Origin of the sequence: Aeromicrobium sp. UBA7512 (genome assembly GCF_002476985.1) — a bacterium.
Lineage (GTDB): Bacteria > Actinomycetota > Actinomycetes > Propionibacteriales > Nocardioidaceae > Aeromicrobium > Aeromicrobium phoceense.
This window is the reverse complement of record NZ_DLNK01000007.1, coordinates 116922-134593: the sequence shown is the minus strand read 5'-3', so window position 1 is coordinate 134593 and position 17672 is coordinate 116922. Positions and strand designations below refer to the sequence as shown.

At 71.7% G+C, this 17672-nt stretch carries 15 protein-coding genes; 11 read left to right on the top strand and 4 right to left on the bottom strand.

Features of this window, described 5'->3' with window-relative positions; translation table 11 throughout:
• The first annotated feature begins 133 nt into the window (after positions 1–133).
• Both B2363_RS11590 and B2363_RS11585 read left to right on the top strand, forming a co-directional pair.
• Positions 134–2968: a 5'-nucleotidase C-terminal domain-containing protein gene (locus B2363_RS11590; protein WP_286930356.1), complete on the top strand. Its 2835-nt coding sequence runs from the start codon at positions 134–136 to the stop codon at positions 2966–2968.
• 73 nt (positions 2969–3041) lie between these two features.
• Positions 3042–6377, top strand: a complete 3336-nt coding sequence (locus tag B2363_RS11585) for an ExeM/NucH family extracellular endonuclease (protein ID WP_286930354.1) — start codon at positions 3042–3044, stop codon at positions 6375–6377.
• Between the two features lie 80 nt (positions 6378–6457).
• Here the strand turns inward: B2363_RS11585 and B2363_RS11580 are convergent, their stop codons facing one another.
• Positions 6458–7303, bottom strand: a complete 846-nt coding sequence (locus tag B2363_RS11580) for a class I SAM-dependent methyltransferase (protein WP_286930352.1) — start codon at positions 7301–7303, stop codon at positions 6458–6460.
• 144 nt (positions 7304–7447) lie between these two features.
• Here B2363_RS11580 and B2363_RS11575 point away from each other — a divergent pair, with 144 nt between their 5' ends.
• Complete coding sequence (locus tag B2363_RS11575) at positions 7448–8128, top strand: winged helix-turn-helix transcriptional regulator (RefSeq protein ID WP_286930350.1); 681 nt, start codon at positions 7448–7450, stop codon at positions 8126–8128.
• Here the strand turns inward: B2363_RS11575 and B2363_RS11570 are convergent.
• From B2363_RS11570 to B2363_RS11560, 3 genes are all read right to left on the bottom strand, one after another.
• On the bottom strand, positions 8115–8606 hold the full coding sequence (locus tag B2363_RS11570) for a SixA phosphatase family protein (protein ID WP_286930348.1): 492 nt from the start codon (positions 8604–8606) through the stop codon (positions 8115–8117). The genes B2363_RS11575 and B2363_RS11570 overlap by 14 nt on opposite strands.
• Before the next feature lie 238 nt (positions 8607–8844).
• Positions 8845–10212, bottom strand: a complete 1368-nt coding sequence (locus B2363_RS11565; RefSeq protein WP_286930345.1) for an FAD-dependent oxidoreductase — start codon at positions 10210–10212, stop codon at positions 8845–8847.
• 9 nt (positions 10213–10221) lie between these two features.
• A complete protein-coding gene (locus tag B2363_RS11560) occupies positions 10222–10557 on the bottom strand; it encodes a DUF952 domain-containing protein (protein WP_286930343.1) in 336 nt (111 codons plus the stop codon).
• Between the two features lie 63 nt (positions 10558–10620).
• On the opposite strand from B2363_RS11560, the gene B2363_RS11555 reads away from it, so the two are divergent.
• The 8 genes from B2363_RS11555 to B2363_RS11520 all read left to right on the top strand — a co-directional run bounded on the left by B2363_RS11555 (position 10621) and on the right by B2363_RS11520 (position 17637).
• Entirely contained in the window at positions 10621–11082 is a 462-nt protein-coding gene (locus tag B2363_RS11555) for a VOC family protein (protein ID WP_286930341.1), read from the top strand.
• A 136-nt stretch (positions 11083–11218) separates the two neighbouring features.
• Positions 11219–11698: an FMN-binding protein gene (locus B2363_RS11550; RefSeq protein WP_181754077.1), complete on the top strand. Its 480-nt coding sequence runs from the start codon at positions 11219–11221 to the stop codon at positions 11696–11698.
• 4 nt (positions 11699–11702) lie between these two features.
• Positions 11703–12635, top strand: coding sequence for an FAD:protein FMN transferase (locus tag B2363_RS11545; protein WP_286930337.1), 933 nt, complete (start codon positions 11703–11705; stop codon positions 12633–12635).
• A complete protein-coding gene (locus B2363_RS11540; protein WP_286930335.1) occupies positions 12632–14113 on the top strand; it encodes an FAD-dependent oxidoreductase in 1482 nt (493 codons plus the stop codon). Before B2363_RS11545 ends, B2363_RS11540 begins: the two co-directional genes overlap by 4 nt.
• 51 nt (positions 14114–14164) lie before the next feature.
• Positions 14165–14581, top strand: a complete 417-nt coding sequence (locus B2363_RS11535; protein ID WP_286930333.1) for an OsmC family protein — start codon at positions 14165–14167, stop codon at positions 14579–14581.
• Between the two features lie 57 nt (positions 14582–14638).
• Positions 14639–15889 (top strand): glycosyltransferase family 4 protein, encoded by a 1251-nt coding sequence (locus B2363_RS11530; protein ID WP_286930331.1) that lies wholly within the window; start codon positions 14639–14641, stop codon positions 15887–15889.
• Positions 15876–16589, top strand: a complete 714-nt coding sequence (locus B2363_RS11525) for a class I SAM-dependent methyltransferase (RefSeq protein WP_181754091.1) — start codon at positions 15876–15878, stop codon at positions 16587–16589. Before B2363_RS11530 ends, B2363_RS11525 begins: the two co-directional genes overlap by 14 nt.
• A gap of 67 nt (positions 16590–16656) precedes the next feature.
• Entirely contained in the window at positions 16657–17637 is a 981-nt protein-coding gene (locus B2363_RS11520; protein WP_181754093.1) for a prenyltransferase, read from the top strand.
• Positions 17638–17672: the final 35 nt, after the last annotated feature.

Genomic DNA, 17672 nt, shown 5'->3' with positions numbered 1-17672 from the left:
CCGCGGCGCCCACGAGGCGCCCCCGACCTTTTGCCGCGTCTTAACCAAAATGTCATGGTCCGTCCGGTCTCTTGGCTGATTCTCAGGGTTACGGTGTGCCAAACCGGTTCCCCTGCGACAAAGGACACAGACCTTGAAGTCCCGACGTTCCCTCTCGGCTGTTGCGATCGGAGCGCTGCTGAGCGCACCGATCGTCGTGGCCCCGTCGGCCACCGCGGCCGACCCCGTCGACATCACCCTCGTCGACATCAACGACTTCCACGGCCGCATCGACTCGAACACCACGAAGTTCGCGACGACGGTGGAGCAGATCCGACAGACGGCGGGAGAGGCGAACACGCTCTTCCTCTCCGTCGGTGACAGCATCGGCGCCTCGCCGTTCGCCTCCTCGACGCAGCAGGACGAGCCGACGATCGACGTCCTCAACGCGCTCGACCTCGACGTCTCGTCCGTGGGCAACCACGAGTTCGACCGCGGCTTCGACGACCTCGTGGGCCGCGTCACCGACCGGGCCGACTTCCCGTACCTCGGTGCGAACGTGAAGCTCCGGGCCACCGGCGCCGCGGCACTGCCCGCGTCGGCCACCTTCACCGTCGGCGGCCTCGAGGTCGCCGTCATCGGTGCGGTCACCGACGAGACCCCGTCGCTCGTGACGCCCTCGGGCATCTCGACCCTGACGTTCACCGACCCGGTCGAGGCCGTCAACACCGAGGTCGACCGCCTGGAGGCGCTGCCGGAGGTCGACCGGCCCGACGTCATCGTCGCGGCGTTCCACGAGGGCGCCGGCGCCGGCACCCCCGACGGCTCGAGCCTGGCCGAGGAGGTCGCCCACGGCGGCGCCTTCGCCGACATCGTGAACAACACCGACGCCTCGGTGGACGCGATCTTCACCGGCCACACGCACAAGGCCTACGCGTGGGACGCCCCGATCCCCGGCCAGGCCGCCAAGACCCGCCCGATCATCCAGACGGGCAGCTACGGCGAGAACATCGGCAAGGTCACGCTGTCGGTCGATCCCGACACCGGCGACGTCGCCTCGCACACGGTCGCGAACGTCCCGCGCGTCGCCACCGCGAACGAGCAGCTGCCCCGCGTCGCCGCGGTCAAGACCATCGTCGACAACGCCCTCGCGTACGCCGCCACGATCGGCAACGAGAAGGTCGCCGACATCACGGCCGACATCACCACCGCCTACACCGGCGGCAGCTACGTCGGCGGCGTCTACACGCCGTCGAACCCGGCCGCACCCAAGACCGGTCGCGACGACCGTGCGAGCGAGTCCACGATCGGCAACCTCGTGCCCGACGCGATGCTCGCCCAGTCCAAGGCGACGAACGCACCGGCCGACCTGTCGATCAACAACCCCGGCGGCCTGCGCGACGAGCTGTTCTTCGCCGGTAACACCACCACCGGCGGCCCGAACAACACCGACGGCTCGGTGACGTTCGCCGAGGCCAACGCCGTGCTGCCGTTCACCAACAACCTCTTCACGGTCACCCTCACGGGCGAGTCGCTGAAGAAGGTCTTCGAGCAGCAGTGGCAGCGCAACCCCGACAACACGGTGCCGAGCCGCCCGTACCTGCAGCTGGGCGTGTCCGACAACGTCCGCTACACGTACGACGCGACCCGCGCCGAGGGCGACCGCATCACCAGCGTCTGGATCGACGACCAGCTGCTCGACCCGGCGAAGTCCTACAAGGTCATCGTCCCGTCGTTCCTGGCCACCGGCGGCGACAACTTCCGCGCCTTCGCCGAGGGCACCTACGTCGACACCGGTGTCGTCGACTACGAGGGCTGGATCGAGTACCTGGGCGCCAAGTCCCCGGTGACCCCCGACTTCGGCCGCCGCTCGGTGGCCGTGTCGGGCCTCGCGAGCTCCTACGAGGTCGGCGAGACGGCGACGTTCTCGCTGCCGAAGCTGAACCTGACCTCGCTGGGCAGCCCGGCGAACACGTCGGTCGAGGCCACCCTGGAGTACGGCGACGGCCAGACGCTCGACCTCGGCTCGCAGCCGGTCACCAACGGCGCCTCCGGCCAGTTCTCCTTCACCGTGCCCGCCGGCGCGATCGAGGGCGGCACGATCCGCGCCGAGGCGTCGCCGAGCGGCACCGTGGCCACCATCCCGCTGTCGGTCGAGAAGGCCGCCTCCACCACCACCGCCACGGCTCCCGCCCAGGTCACGAAGGGTGAGGCGTTCGACGTCTCGGTCGACGTCACCGCGGCGGCGGGCGACCTCGACGGCACGGTCGTCGTCCGCGACGGGGCCACCGAGGTCGGCACCGGCACCGTGACCGACGGCTCCGGGACGGTCGAGGTCCAGGCCTCCGACCTGCGGCTCGGCCAGCGCACGCTGACCGCGGCCTACCAGGGCTCCGGCACGGTGGCCGGCTCCGAGACCACCGTCTCGGTCGAGGTCATCAAGGGCGAGACGCCGTTCACCGCGCAGGGCTCGACCACGCCGTACGGCACGGGCGCGACCATCACGCTGACGGCCGCCCCCGGCACCAGCGGCATCGTCTACGTCGCGAACCAGCTGGGCATGCAGGTCGGCACGGCCTTCCTGTCCGACGGCAAGGGCACGTTCCGCTTCGGCGGCACGGCGCTCAAGCCGGGCTCGTACACCTACGGCCTGTTCTTCAACGGCAGCGCCTCGTACGAGCCGGCCGACGCCACGGCGACCGTGAAGGTCACCAAGGCCGACACCTCGGTGCGCGCCGTGGTCGCCTCGAAGATCAAGTCCAAGGGCGCGGTCCTGAAGGCCCGCGTCTCGGCCAAGGGCTTCACGCCCACCGGCACGGTCGTGGTCAAGCGCGGCACCAAGGTCGTGGGCAAGGCCACGGTCAAGGACGGCGTGGCCCGCGTGAAGCTGGCCAAGCTCCCGCGCGGCAAGGCGACGCTGCGGGTGTTCTACAAGGGCAGTTCCGTCGCGAACGGCTCCACGACGTCCGCGAAGACGTTCGTCAAGTAGTGACCTGAGCCGGGGCGGTCCGCACGCGGGCCGCCTCGGCTCACTCCATCAGCACCACTCGAGGGGAATCCCGATGTCTCGTCCTGTCCTTCGCGGTCTGACCGCGCTCGCCGTGGCGGCCGGTGCGGCCGTCGCGGTGCCGCCCGCGGCCACCGCCGCTCCCGACGGCTCCGGCCTCGTGATCAACGAGGTCTACCTGAACGGCGGCTCCGCGGGGGCCACCTACCTCAACAAGTTCGTCGAGCTCCACAACCCGACGGACGAGGACATCAGCGTCAACGGCTGGTCGGTGCAGTATCGCGCGTACAACGGCACCGCGAACTTCTCCGCCGTGATCCCCCTCGGCGACCGCCACCTCGAGCCCGGCGGAACGCTGCTCGTGAGCGGCAACTCGAACGCCGCCAACGGCGCGGCGCTGCCCACCCCCGACGTGGCCAGCACGACCGGCTTCTCGGGCAACTCGAACGGCGGCACGATCGCGCTCGTCTCGTCCGAGACCGCGCTCACCGGAGACCTGGCCACCGTCCGTGCCAACGCGTCCCTGGTCGACCTCATCGGCTACGGCCTCTCGAACACCTACGAGGGCACGGCGAAGGCCGACGGCTACACGGTGACCGCCTCGGTGACCCGCGCAGCCGGCGCGGACACCGACGTGAACTCCACCGACTTCACCACCGCGGCGCCCACCCCCGTGGCGTGCGGCGCCACCTGCGCCGGCCCCGGCGACGCCGAGCCCGAGGAGCCCGAGCCCTCCGAGGCCGTCACGATCGCGCAGATCCAGGGCACGGGTGCGGCCAGCCCGCGCGTCGGCCAGACGGTCACCACCACCGGCGTCGTCACGGCGCTCTACGCGTCGGGCGGCTTCAACGGCGCGTACCTCCAGACGCCCGGCACCGGCGGCACGCCCGGTCCCGCGTCGCACGGACTGTTCGTCTTCGGCTCGTCCACCGCGTTCGCGCAGTCGGTCGACCTCGGCGACACGATCGACGTCACCGGCGCCGTGTCGGAGTTCAACGGCCTGACCCAGATCACCGCGGCGACGTGGCAGGACGCCACCACCGCCGGCACCGTCACGCCGACCCCCGTCACCTTCCCCATGACCGAGGCGCAGCGTGAGGCCCTCGAGGGCATGCTCGTCGACGCCACGGCGGGCACGTTCACGCTCACGAACAACTACGGCACGAACACCTTCGGCGAGATCGGCCTGGCCTCGGGTGACACCGTGCTGCCGCAGCCGACCAACGAGGTCCGTCCGCGCACGTCCGCCTACGACGCCCTCGTGGCCCGGAACGCGGCCCGCATGATCACGCTCGACGACGGCAAGAGCATCAACTTCACCTCGGGCGCCAACCGCGCGATCCCGGGTCCGTGGCTGACGCCGACCAACGAGGTCCGCACGGGCGCGTCGGTCACGATCGACGAGCCGCTGGTCATGGACTGGCGCAACAGCACGTGGAAGCTCCAGCCCACGCAGCCCTTCGCGGCCGGTGGCGAGTCCGCCACGATCGCGCCGCAGAGCACCCGGGAGACGGCACCGAAGGACGTCGGCGGAGCGGTCAAGCTGGCCTCGTTCAACGTCCTGAACTACTTCACCACCACCGGTGAGGACTGGGTGTCCTCGAGCCGCGGCACCTGCACCTTCTACACCGACCGCGACGGCAACCGCATCACCGTGAACACCTGCACGAACAACGGTCCGCGCGGTGCCGCCAACGACGTGAGCCTCGCCCGCCAGCAGGCGAAGATCGTCCGGGCGATCAACACGCTCGACGCCGACGTGCTGTCGCTCGAGGAGATCGAGGACACCGGATCGCTCGGCGGCGCCGATCGCGACGAGGCCCTCACGACGCTCGTCGCGGCGCTCAACGCCGACGCCGGCTCGCAGCGCTGGGCGGCGGTCCTGTCGCCGTCGACGATCCCGACCTCGGGTCGCGACGTCATCCGCACCGCGTTCATCTACCAGCGCGACGTGGTCGAGCCGGTCGGGCCGTCGGTCATCCTCGACTCGCCCGCGTTCGCCAACGCCCGCGCCCCGCTGGCGCAGGAGTTCCGCCCGGTCGACGGCGACGCCGGCCAGGACTTCCTGGCGATCGTCAACCACTTCAAGTCGAAGGGCTCAGGCGACGGCGTGAACGCCGACCAGGGCGACGGCCAGGGTGCGTCGAACCGCGCTCGCGTCGGTCAGGCCGAGGCGCTCGTCGACTTCGTGTCCTCGCTGGAGGACCAGACCGACACCGACCGGGTGTTCCTGCTCGGCGACTTCAACTCCTACGCCAAGGAGGACCCGCTGGCGATCATCGAGGACGCCGGCTTCGTGAACGTCGACCAGCGCCTCACCGACGAGGAGACCTACCAGTTCGAGGGCATGCACGGCTCGCTCGACCACGTGTTCGCCTCCTCGGCCGCGTTCGCGCGGGTCACCGGCGCCGACGTGTGGACCATCAACGCGCCCGAGTCGATCGGCCGCGAGTACAGCCGGTTCAACAACAACGTGACGAACCTGTTCGACGCGTCCACGCCGTTCCGGGCCAGCGACCACGACCCCGTGATCGTCGGCTTCGACCCCGGCGCGGCCGCCGAGGTCGCCACGACGACCACGGCGAAGGTGCCGTCCGTCGTGTGGGCAGACGAGGCGTTCGACGTCGCGGTCACGGTCGCCTCGGGCACGGGCTCGCCCCGTGGCAGGGCCACCGTGTCGCTGGGCGACGAGGTGCTCGGCACGGCCGCGGTCGCCGATGGCAGGGCCACGGTCACGGTTCCGGCGGGCTCGCTGCGGGCGGGTCGTCACATGCTCGACGTCGCGTTCGCGGGTGAGGGTCGCTACGCCGACTCGGCCGGCACCGTCACGGTCGACGTCCGTGCCGACTCGGCGATCACCGCCACGGCGGCACGCGGCACCTACGGCAGGCTCACCGCGATCGCGGTGACGGGCGCGCCCGACGCCGGCGGCCTGGTCTACGCCACGGCCGGAGGTCGGATCATCGCCTCGGCGATCATGCGCAGCGGCAAGGCGACGATCAACGTGCCGGGCACGGCCCTGCGGCCGGGCACCACGGCGGTGACCGTCTTCTACGCCGGTGACCGTGCTCATGAGCCGAGCCGCACCTCGGTCGACGTGGCGATCGCGAAGGCGAGGGCCACCGTGTCGGCGAAGGTGCTGAACGGCAAGGTCACGGAGCGGACGCGCGCCAAGGTGCGCGTCGTGGTCCGTACGCCGGGCTTCGTCGAGAGCTCCGGGAAGGTCCGGATCTACCGGGGCTCGAAGCTGCTCGCGTCGGGCAACGTCAAGGGCGGCAAGGTCACCGTGACCCTGCCGCGCCAGAAGTCCTCGGTGCGCCTGACGGCGCGGTTCAGCGGCACGTCGCTGACCTCGCCGGCAAGCCGCGCGTTCGTGCTGCGAGTGCGCTGAGGCAAGGGGGACAGGCCGGGCGGCCCCAGGATCGGAGGGAGATCCTGGGGCCGTCCTCTGTCCGGGTGCGCCGTCCGAGCTCAGCGCACCTCGGCCGTGAGGAGCAGGTACTCCCACTGCATCGTGAAGCCCTCCTCCGAGCGGGAGCCCTCGCGTTCGCCCAGGGCGGCCAGGTCGCGCTCCAGGGCGGCGGTCCGCTCCGGGTCGTCGGTGTGGGCGGCGAAGGCCGCGATGGTCGGGCCGTAGTGGGCCGCAAAGTAGTCACGGAACTGCTCGCCGTCCCCGAAGTGGATGACCGGCAGCGTCTGCCGGCGCACCTGCACGTCGCCGACCCGGTCGCCGAGCAGTGCCCGCACGTGCTCCTCGTTCCCCCACAGCGGCGGCGGTGAGGCGCCGGGCGGGGGCGGCGGCACGTACTGCTTCATCGTGGCGAAGAGCTGGCCGATCGTGCCCTCCGGCGTCCAGGAGACGATGCCGATGCGGCCGCCCGGGCGGCACGTGCGCACCAGCTCGTCGGCGGCCTGCTGGTGGTGCGGCGCGAACATCACGCCGATGCACGACATGACGACGTCGAAGGCGTCGTCCCCGTAGGGCAGTGCCTCGGCGTCCGCCACGTCCCACGTGAGGTCGACGTCGGGGTGCTCGGTCCGGCCTGCCTCGAGCAGGCCGGGGGTGAGGTCGGAGGCGACCACGGTCGCGCCCCGCCGTGCCGCGCGGACCGCGGCGCTCCCGGTGCCGGCGGCGACGTCGAGGACCCGCTCGACGGGATTCACGTCCAGCGCGTCCACGAGAACGGCGCCCAGCGGCGAGACGATCTCGCGTGCGACCCGCGGGTAGTCGCCCAGCCCCCACATGCGGCGGTGCTTGTTCTTCAGCTCGGTGTCCTGCTGCACCGCGTCGGTGGCGGTGGTGTCGGTGGTTCCCATGGATCTTCCTTCGTGTGGTGTTCCTCCACCCAGAGTCCGCCCGGGCCCCGCGGTGATACCAGTTCCGTTTCTGTACCGTCCGATCGGGCGGTGGCGCCGGGAGGCCGGCGAGGCGCACGATGGTCGGGACGAAGGGGAAGACCCATGGCGACCTCCTACGGCCAGTTCTGCCCACTCGCGAAGGCGATGGAGATCCTCGACGAGCGCTGGACGATCCTGATCGTGCGCGAGCTCCTGCTGGGCAGCACGCGCTTCAACGAGCTGCGGCGTGGGGTGCCGCGGATGTCCCCGGCGCTGCTGTCCAAGCGGCTCCAGGCGCTCGAGCGCCACGGGATCATCGAGCACGACGCGTCCGGCTACCGGCTGACCGAGTGCGGCCGCGACCTGCACACGGCCGTGATGAGCCTGGGCGTGTGGGGGCTGCGGTGGATCGAGGACTTCGGCGACGAGGACCTCGACCCGCACCTGCTGATGTGGGACGTCCGCCGCACGGTCCCGAGTGCCGCCTGGCCGCCCGGGCGCACGTGCGTGGCGGTGGAGTTCACCGACCTGGAGCGGGCGCGCCGGTGGTGGCTCGTCGTGTCGGGCGGTGTGGTGGACGCCTGCGACTACGACCCGGGCTACGAGGTCTCGGCCACGGTGCGGGCGACGCTGCGCACGCTGACGCACGTGTGGCGCGGCGACGTCTCGTGGGAGCAGGCGATGCGGGCGCGGCAGGTCGAGATCGAGGCGCCCCGTGACACCCGTGCCGTCGTGCCCGACTGGTTCGGCCGGTCGATGCTGGCCGAAGCCCTGGCCGCGCAGGCCGCCGTCAGCGCGGGATGACGACGTCGGTCAGCGTGGCGGTGCCGACCTCGAGCGCGGCCCAGGGACCTGCGACGTCGAGGACGGCGATGGCCGAGGTGGGGAAGCCGGCACGCACGGTGTGCAGGGCATCCGGGTCGGAGTCCTCGCCCGCGAGCCGCGCGGCCAGGCCCGGGGTGCCGGGGGCGTGGCCCACCAGCAGCACGGTGGACGCGGCGTCGTCGACGGACTGGATCGCCTCGAGCAGGCTCCTGGTCCAGCCCTCGTAGATCTCGTCGAGGAAGCGCGCGGGGGCCTCGAGCCCGGTGGCGGCGAGGGTCTCGCGCGTGCGGGTGGAGGTGGAGCACAGCACGACGTCGACCGTGCCCACGTGCTCACGGATCCACTCGCCCGCCAGCGCCGCCTCCCGCCGCCCGCGGTCGGCCAGGGGTCGCTCGAAGTCCTCGACCCCGTCGGGGAACGCGGCCTTGCCGTGGCGCATCAGCAGCAGTCGGCTCATGGTCCGAGTCTAGGAGCGTGTGATCTCGATACTCCCCCGCAAGCGGGAGGTGCCCCCACGCGAGCTCGCTGGCGCTCGCCGCGGCACTCGATCACCGAGCCCGGTCATCCTGATCTCGATAGACCGCGAGCTCGCTGGCGCTCGCCGCGGCACTCGATCACCGAGCCGGCCCGGTGGTCGAGTAGCTCGCGAGCGCAGCGAGCGGCGTATCGAGACCACGTGATCTCGACGTCGAACCTCAACCGCGCGCGATGCCGACCATCTCGTCGCGCGGGACGACCTTCTTGCGCTCGCGCGGGTGGGTGTCGCCCTCGCCGAGGGACATCTCGTGGGCGTCGAGCTTCTCCCAGCCCTCCCACGTCGTGTACTCCACGCCGCGGCTGTCGAGGTGGCGGTCGAAGGCCTCGCGGTCGGCGAACTCCGGCGCGGGCAGCTGCGGCAGGTCCTCGACGAGCATCTTGACCGTCTGGGCGGCGTCGGACTTCGTGTGGCCGATCAGGCCGACGGGGCCGCGCTTGATCCAGCCGGTGGCGTAGACGCCCTCGATCGGCGAGCCGTCGATGTCGAGCACGTGGCCGCCGTCGTTCGGCAGGACGCCGCCGTTCGAGTCGAACGGCAGGCCCGGCAGGTTGTCGGAGTAGTAGCCGATCGCGCGGTACACGGCCTGGACGGGCCAGTCCTTGAACTCGCCGGTGCCGCGCACGTTGCCGGTGCCGTCGAGCTCGGTGATCTCGGTGCGCAGGCCGACGACGCGGCCGTCCTCGCCGAGGATCTCGACCGGGTTCTGGCAGAAGTGGATGTGGATCCGGTGGGGCGCGCCCGACGGCTCCTTAGCCAGGTAGTCGCCCAGCACCTTCACGACGAGCTTCTGGCTCTTCGCGGCGGCGAGCGCCTCCATCGAGCCGTGGTCGAACTCGTAGCCCTCGGGGTGCACGACGACGTCGATCGTGGGGGAGTGGCTCAGCTCGCGCAGCTCCATCGGCGTGAACTTCACCTGGGCCGGGCCGCGACGCGCGAACACGTGCACGTCGGTGGTGGCGTTGTTCTTGAGGCCCTCGTAGACGTTGTCGGGGATCTCGGTGACGAGCAGCTCGTCGGCCGTCTTGGCCAGGATGCGCGCGACGTCGAGGCCGACGTTGCCGACGCCGAGGACGGCGACCTGCTTGGCGTGCGGCTGGAAGTCCCAGTCGCGCGGGGCGTCGGGGTGGCCGTCGTACCAGTAGACGAAGTCGGCGGCACCGTAGGAGCCGTCGAGGTCGACACCCGGGATCGAGAGCTCACGGTCGCGGCGCGCGCCGGTGGCGAACACGACGGCGTCGTAGAACCCCTTGAGGTCCTCGAGCTTGATGTCGGTGCCGAAGTTCACGTTGCCGAAGAACCGGATGTCCTCGTTCGCCATCACGCGCTTGAGCGCCTTGATGATCTCCTTGATCCGCGGGTGGTCGGGTGCCACGCCGTAGCGAATCAGGCCGAACGGGGTCGGGTCGCGGTCGAGGATGTCGACGGTCACGTCGAGGCCCTCGGTCTTGGTGAGGATGTCGGCCGCGTACACGCCAGCGGGGCCGGCGCCGACGACGGCGACGCGCACCTTCCTGTCCACAGTCATGAGGCAAGCCTAAGACTCCGGGCCCAACGGTTCCGCACCCGACCGCCATCTGGACCAGCCCGTGACGTAGGCCAGCGGCAGCGCGCCGTGATAGTGCGGGAACTCCTCCACGCCGCGGGGGCCGGCGCTCGGTTCCCACCGCAGGCGCGGGTCGTCCTGCGGGATCTCGACCTCGAGCAGCAGCAGGTCGGGGACGCCGGGGAAGGACCGTGCGGCGGTGCCGGCGACCTGGTCGCCGGTGGACAGGTGCACGAACCCCTCGGAGGCCAGCGAGGCGGGCTCGTACACCCGGCGGCCCTCGGCCGGGAGCCAGTGCGCGGCGGGAACGAGATGGAAGAGCGTCACGGGGTCGATTCTGTCGCCCGGCGGGGACAGGATGGGAGCAGGACCACCGGAACGGAGCCCCTCATGAGCCTCGACGTGCAGATCACCTTCGACGCCCGCGACACCCGTCTCCTGGCCGAGTTCTGGGCCGACGCACTCGGCTACGAGGTGCCGGGTCCGCCCGACGCCCAGCTCGAGCCCGGCGACGATCCCTGGGCCGCGTGGGACGACTTCCTCGAGCGGGTCGGCGTGCCCGAGGACCAGCGCCGTGCCCGGGCGGCCATCGAGGACCCTGACGGCTCGCGGCCCCGCGTGTTCTTCCAGCAGGTGCCCGAGGGCAAGACCGCCAAGAACCGGGTCCACCTCGACGTCCGCGCCGCACCGGGCCTGCAGGGCGACGAGCGGATGGCGGCGCTGGAGGCCGCCGCCGAGCGGCTCGTGGCCCGGGGGGCCGAGCGCGTGCGGCGGTTCGAGCCCGAGCCGCCGATGGAGGCGGGCTTCCTCGTCATGCGCGACCCCGAGGGCAACGAGTTCTGCCTCGACTAGGCCGGTGCCCACCTGAGAAGTCCCTGTGGGTCGTCCACGGGAGCCCCCCGGAGGTAGTGATCCGCGACGGGTTCGCCTACGTTGGACGCACGACGGTTGAACGAGAAACCATTTCGTGTACCGACCCAGGAGCCCCATGAACCCGACGAAGCGACGCACGTACGCCGCCCTCGCCGCCTCCACCGCCCTGCTGACCCTCGCCGCCTGTGGCAGCGACGCCGCCGAGGACGACGCGTCCTCGAGCAGCAAGACTCCCTCGGCCACCACGCCGTCCGCATCCGAGCCCGCCGCGTCGGCCCCGGCCGGCGCCGCCGCCTTCACGCCGGGCGAGTACGAGGCCACGGGCTCCTACACGACCCCTGACGGCCAGACCCAGTCGATCGACGTCGAGGTCACCCTCGCCGCCGACGGCACGATCACCGAGCTCGACGCCGACGGCAACGCCGAGGGCGGCAACTCCGAGCAGTTCCAGGGCAAGTTCGAGAGCGGCATCGACGCCCAGGTCGAGGGCCGCAAGATCACCGATCTGGACGTCGACAAGGTGTCCGGATCGTCGCTGACCAGCGGCGGCTTCAACGACGCCATCGACCAGATCATCGGCCAGGCTCAGGCCTGACCCCATGAACTCCGACTGGCGTTTCGACGCCATCGGAACCGCGTGGTCGATCGGGACCCCCGACCCGATCGCCCCCGGACTGCGAACCGCGATCACGGCCCGCATCGACTCGTTCGATCGGACGTGGTCGCGGTTCCGCGTCGGTTCGGCCGCCAACGCCCTGCGCACCGAACGCGAGGTCGACCTCGGCCCCGACGCCCCGGCCATCCTGGCCGTCTACGACCGCCTGTTCGCGCTGACCTCAGGTGCCGTCAGCCCGCTCGTCGGCGGGGCGCTGGAGCAGCTCGGCTACGGCGCCGGCTACACCCTGACTCCCTCCGGCGACCCGGTGCGCGTGCCCTCGTGGGCCGACTGCGAGCTCGTCGGCGGGGCGCTGGAGCAGCTCGGCTACGGCGCCGGCTACACCCTGACTCCCTCCGGCGACCCGGTGCGCGTGCCCTCGTGGGCCGACTGCGAGCTCGTCGGCACGGTGCTGCGCGTACCCGGCCCGGTCGTCCTCGACATCGGCGCCGTCGGCAAGGGCTGGATCGCCGGCGAGATCGCTGGGATGATCGACCAGCCGTGCGTCGTTGACGCCAGCGGCGACCTGGTGAACCGGTCGGGAGGGGTGCTGCGCGTGGCGCTGGAGGACCCCGACGACGCCGAGCTCGCGATCGCCGTCGTGGAGGTGCCGGACGGCGACTCGATCTGCGGATCGGCCAGCAACCGGAGGCGCTGGTCCGACGACCTGCACCACGTGCTCGACGCCCGGTCCGGAACGCCGACCCGCGACGTGGTGGCGGCCTGGGCCGGCGGGCCCGACGCGGCGTGGGCCGACGGGCTGGCCACCGCCGCCTTCTTCGCCTCCGACCTGTCCGGCACCGGGCACTGGTGGGCGGCCCTCGACCGTGACCGGCGACTGGTGGCCCACGGGCTGCCCGGAGAGGTGTTCGCATGACGTTCCTGGATCGCCAGCTGGGCCGGTTCACGATGTACCGGCTCGTCACCGTCGTGCTGCTCGCGCTGGCCGTCGTCGCCGTGGTGCAGTCGGCCCTCGGCGTGCTCGACTCCGACATCTTCCCGGTCGACGCGCTGCTGCTCACCCTGGCGGTGATGGTGGCGACGTCGGTGGTGGTGAACCTCGTCGTCGGACGGCTCGTCGGCGCCCAGCCCCATCTCGAGTCGTCGGTCGTCACCGCGCTGATCCTGTGGTTCCTGTACTGGCCCTCCACCCACGCCGAGCAGCTCGCCTGGCTCGCGCTCGTCGCCGCGCTGGCGCAGGTGTCGAAGTACCTCATCGCCTGGCGGGGGCGTCACCTCGTGAACCCGGCCGCCGCCGGCGTGGTGCTGTCGGTCCTGCTCGGCTGGTTCACGGACTGGCCGATCCCGTTCACGGGCTGGTGGGTGGCCAGCGAGTCGCTGTTCTGGTTCGTCCTGGTGGGTGCGGTCGTGGTGCTGTACCGAACCCGCCGGCTCGCGCTCGGTGCCGTCTTCGCCGTGGTCGCCGTGGCCGTCACGATCTGGTGGCAGGTCGGCGTCGGCGCCGGCCTCGAGGAGGCCGTCCGGTTCACGCTCTACTCGACGCCCATCGTGTTCTTCGGCGGCTTCATGCTCAGCGAGCCGCTCACCCTGCCGCCGCGTCGGCGGCAGCAGCTCGGCGTCGCCGCCCTCGCCGGCTTCCTCTTCACGTGGCCCCTGCTCACCTCGCGGATCTTCGGCGAGCCGTGGACGACCGAGCCCTTCACCAGCACGTACGAGCTGACGCTCGTCGTCACCGGACTCGTGGCCTTCGCACTGCGGCAGGGCTCGCGGACCCTGACCCTGCGTGAGCGCCGGCGCCTCGGGGACGACGTCGTGGAGTACGTCTTCGCGGCCGATCGCCCGCTGCGGTTCCGGCCGGGCCAGTACGTCGAGCTCGACGTGCCGCACGGACGCGTCGACACCCGAGGCCGGCGCCGCATGTTCAGCGTGGTGTCCGCCCCCGGATCCGAGGTCGTGGTCGCGACGCGGCATCCCGAGCCCGGCTCCTCGTTCAAGCGCGCGCTGGCCGCCGCGACCCCCGGCGACCGGATGCGCGTGACCGCGGTCCACGGCGACTTCGTGTGGCCGGCGTCCGGTCCGGTCCTCCTGGTCGGTGCGGGCATCGGCGTCACGCCGTTCCTGAGCCAGCTCGCCGCCCACCCCAGCCGCGACGTGGTCGTCGTCCTGGGGGAGCGTGAGGACCAGCCCTACGTCGCCGAGCTCGAGGCCTCGGGCGCCCGGGTCGTGCGGCTGCCGGTGGAGCAGGTCGACGGGGACGCCATCGCCGAGCTCGTCCCCGACCTGTCCGCGCGCACGGCGCTGGTGTCCGGCCGACCGGACTTCGTCGACGCCGTCTCGCGGAGCCTGCGGGGCAAGGTGCGGCGGATCAAGCGCGATCACTTCCTGGGGTACTGACCCCGGCCGCCGGGGTTGTCAGGTGACCCGCGGCGGGCGCACGATCGAAGGGTGAGGATCACCGCGACCGTGCACCACGAGCCGGGTCGTCACGAGGTGACCGTCGCGACCGACGGACGGACCACGACACTCGACCTGCCGGCTCGCGACGGCGGTCCGGGCTCGGCCGTGAACGGCGGCGAGCTGCTCGCCGCGGCGCTCGCGACGTGCTTCCTCAACGACCTCCACCGCGAGGCCGGGCGGCGTGGCATCGAGATCGGGACGGTCGAGGTGGTGGTCGAGTCCGAGTACGGCGGCCGCGGCGAGCCCGCCCGCGACCTCACCTACGAGGTGCACGTGCGGTCCCGGGCGAATGCGGGTCTGGTGGCGGACCTGGTGCGCGAGACGGACCTCCTCGCGGAGGTCCACGCCACGCTCCGCGCGGCGCGCGAGGTGGAGCTGCGCAGCGTGCAGATCAGCGCCCCCTGAGCCGACCGCCGTCCGACCCGGCACAATGGGTTACCCACGAGTACCCGAGGAGGCCGCGTGCGGATTGCACTGTTGTCGTACCGCAGCAAGCAGCACAGCGGTGGGCAGGGCGTCTACGTGCGCAACCTCAGCGCCGGACTGGCCGACCTCGGGCACGAGGTGACGATCTTCTCGGGCCAGCCGTACCCGGAGGACCTGCACCAGTCCGTGCGCCTGGAGAAGGTGCCGAGCCTCGACCTCTACCGTGACGACGACCCTTTCCGGACGCCGAGGCTGCGCGAGTTCCGCGACTGGATCGACGTCCTCGAGTACCTGCAGATGCTCACGGCGGCGTTCCCCGAGCCGCTCACCTTCAGCCTCCGCGCGCGCCGCCTCGACCTGTCGGGCTTCGACGTCGTGCACGACAACCAGTCGCTCGGCTTCGGGCTGCTCTCGATCAACCGGCGTCAGCCGTTCCTGGCCACGATCCACCACCCGATCAGCCGCGACCGCGCGCTCGACATCGCCGCCGCCCCGCTGCGCAAGCAGATCACGACGCGCCGCTGGTACGCGTTCGTGCGGATGCAGGCGTTCGTGGCGCGCCGGATCCGCACGATCCTGGGCGTCTCGTCGGCCTCCGCCGGCGACACCGTGGCCGACTTCCGGCTGCGGCCCGAGCAGATGACCGTCGTGCCGCTCGGCGTCGACACCGACCTGTTCAGCCCGTCGGACGAGCGGGTGCCCGGGCGGCTCGTCGTGGTCGCCAGCGCCGACTCCCCGCTGAAGGGCCTCTCGCACTTCCTCGACGCGGCCGCGAAGCTCAGCACCGATCGCGACATCGACGTGCAGCTGGTGTCCAACCTCGATCCGGAGGGCACCGCGTACCACCGCATCCACCGCGGCGACCTCGCCGGCACCGTCACGGTGCACAGCGGCATCTCCGACGAGGAGCTGGCCGCGCTGATCTCCTCGGCGCAGGTCATGGTCGTGCCCTCGCTCTACGAGGGCTTCAGCCTGCCCGCGGTCGAGGCCATGTCGTGCGGCACGCCGCTCGTGGCCAGTGCCGCCGGCGCCCTGCCCGAGGTGGTCGGCGACGCGGGCGTGCTCGTCGAGCCGGGCGACGTCGAGCAGCTCGTGACGCAGATCGGCCGGCTGCTGGACGACCCCGCCGAGCGCGAGCGACTCTCCTCGGTCGCCCGCCGCCGGGCGATCGAGCGCTTCAGCTGGCTCGCGGTGGCCCGAGCCACCACACAGGCCTATGAGAAGGTGATCGGCGATCACCGTGCTCGCCAGTCCCGGGACGGAAGGAACCCCCATGCTGACCGTTGACTTCGACCGACTCCGGGTGGGTCGCGGCACGCGATTCATCGACGTGGGCGCGGGCGCCGGCCGTCACTCCTACGAGGCGCTGCGCCGCGGCGCGCACGTCACCGCCTTCGACATGGACGAGGTCGAGCTGAAGGGCGTCGAGGACATGTTCGGCGCGATGGCGCTCGAGGGCGAGGTCCCACCCGGCGGCAGCGGCGAGATCAAGGTCGGCACGATCCTGGACATGCCCTACGAGGACGGCTCGTTCGACGTCGTCCTGGCCTCGGAGATCCTCGAGCACGTGCCCGAGGACGTGCAGGCCATCAGCGAGCTTGAGCGCATCCTTGCGCCCGGCGGCATCCTCGCCGTCACCGTGCCGCGCTGGATGCCCGAGGCGGTCTGCTGGGCGCTCTCGGACGAGTACCACGCCAACGAGGGTGGCCACATCCGGATCTACAAGGCCGACGAGCTGCGCGGCAAGGTCGAGGCGACGGGGCTGACGTTCACGCACCAGCACCACGCGCACGCCCTGCACGCGCCGTACTGGTGGATCAAGTGCGCGGTCGGCGTCGAGCGCGACCAGCACCCCCTCGTGCGCGGCTACCACCAGCTGCTGGTGTGGGACATGATGAAAGCCCCGCGCACCACGCGGTGGGCCGAGAAGGCCCTCAACCCGGTGCTCGGCAAGAGCGTCGCGCTGTACTTCCAGAAGCCGTTCTGATGCACGCCGCCGCAGCGCGCGCCCCACTCGCGACCCGGAATGCGCCACTCGGCGTCGTGGTGGCGCGGTGACGCCCACCGAGGCCGAGCAGACCGGGAAGTGGATCGCGTCCGTCCAGCTCACCAGCGGTGCGATCCCGTGGTTCGAGGGCGGTCACCTCGACCCGTGGGACCACGTGCAGGCCGCGATGGGGCTGGCCACGGCGGGCCTCGTCGACGAGGCCGTCGCGGGCTACGACTGGCTTCGGCACGCGCAGCGACCTGACGGCTCCTGGGGCCGCAAGTACTGGCCCGGCGCCGACGACGACGGCGTCGAGGAGCCCGAGACCGACGCGAACTACTGCGCGTACGTGGCCACCGGACTGTGGCACCTCGAGCTGCTGGGCGTCGATGGTCGTGGCTTCTTCGAGATGCTCGAGCGCGCGGTCGACGTGGTGCTCGAGCTCCAGGTCGGGAACGGTCCGGTGGCCTGGGCGCGCGGCATCGACGGCAAGGTCGCCGGCGAGTGCCTCGTCACCGGCAACGCCAGCATCGTGTTCAGCCTGCGGTGCGCCGCCCGGCTCGCCGAGCGCTGGGGCCACCCGCGCCCGCACTGGGAGCATGCCGCCGACGGCATCGCCGACGCCCTCACCCACCGGCCCGAGCTGTTCACGCCCAAGCCGCGCTTCTCGATGGACTGGTACTACCCGGTGATGACGGGCGTCCTCGACGGCGCGGCCGCGGCGGCCCGGATCGACGAGCGCTGGGACGAGTTCGTCGTGCCCGAGTTCGGCACGCGCTGTGTCACCGTGAACCCGTGGGTCACCGGCGGCGAGACGCTCGAGCTGGTCCTGGCCCTCGTGCGCGCCGGCCGCCTCGACGCGGCCACGTCGCTCTACGACGACATCCAGCACCTGCGCGATCCCGACGGCGCCTGGTGGACCGGCCTGGTCTACAACGACGGCAAGCGCTGGCCCGTCGAGCAGTCCACCTGGACCGCCGGCACCGCCCTGCTCGCCCACGACGCCCTCACCGGCGCCACCCCCGCCGCCGGCTTCATGGGCCGCTGAGCCCAGTCCTCGGATAGGCCTGACACAGGGTCACT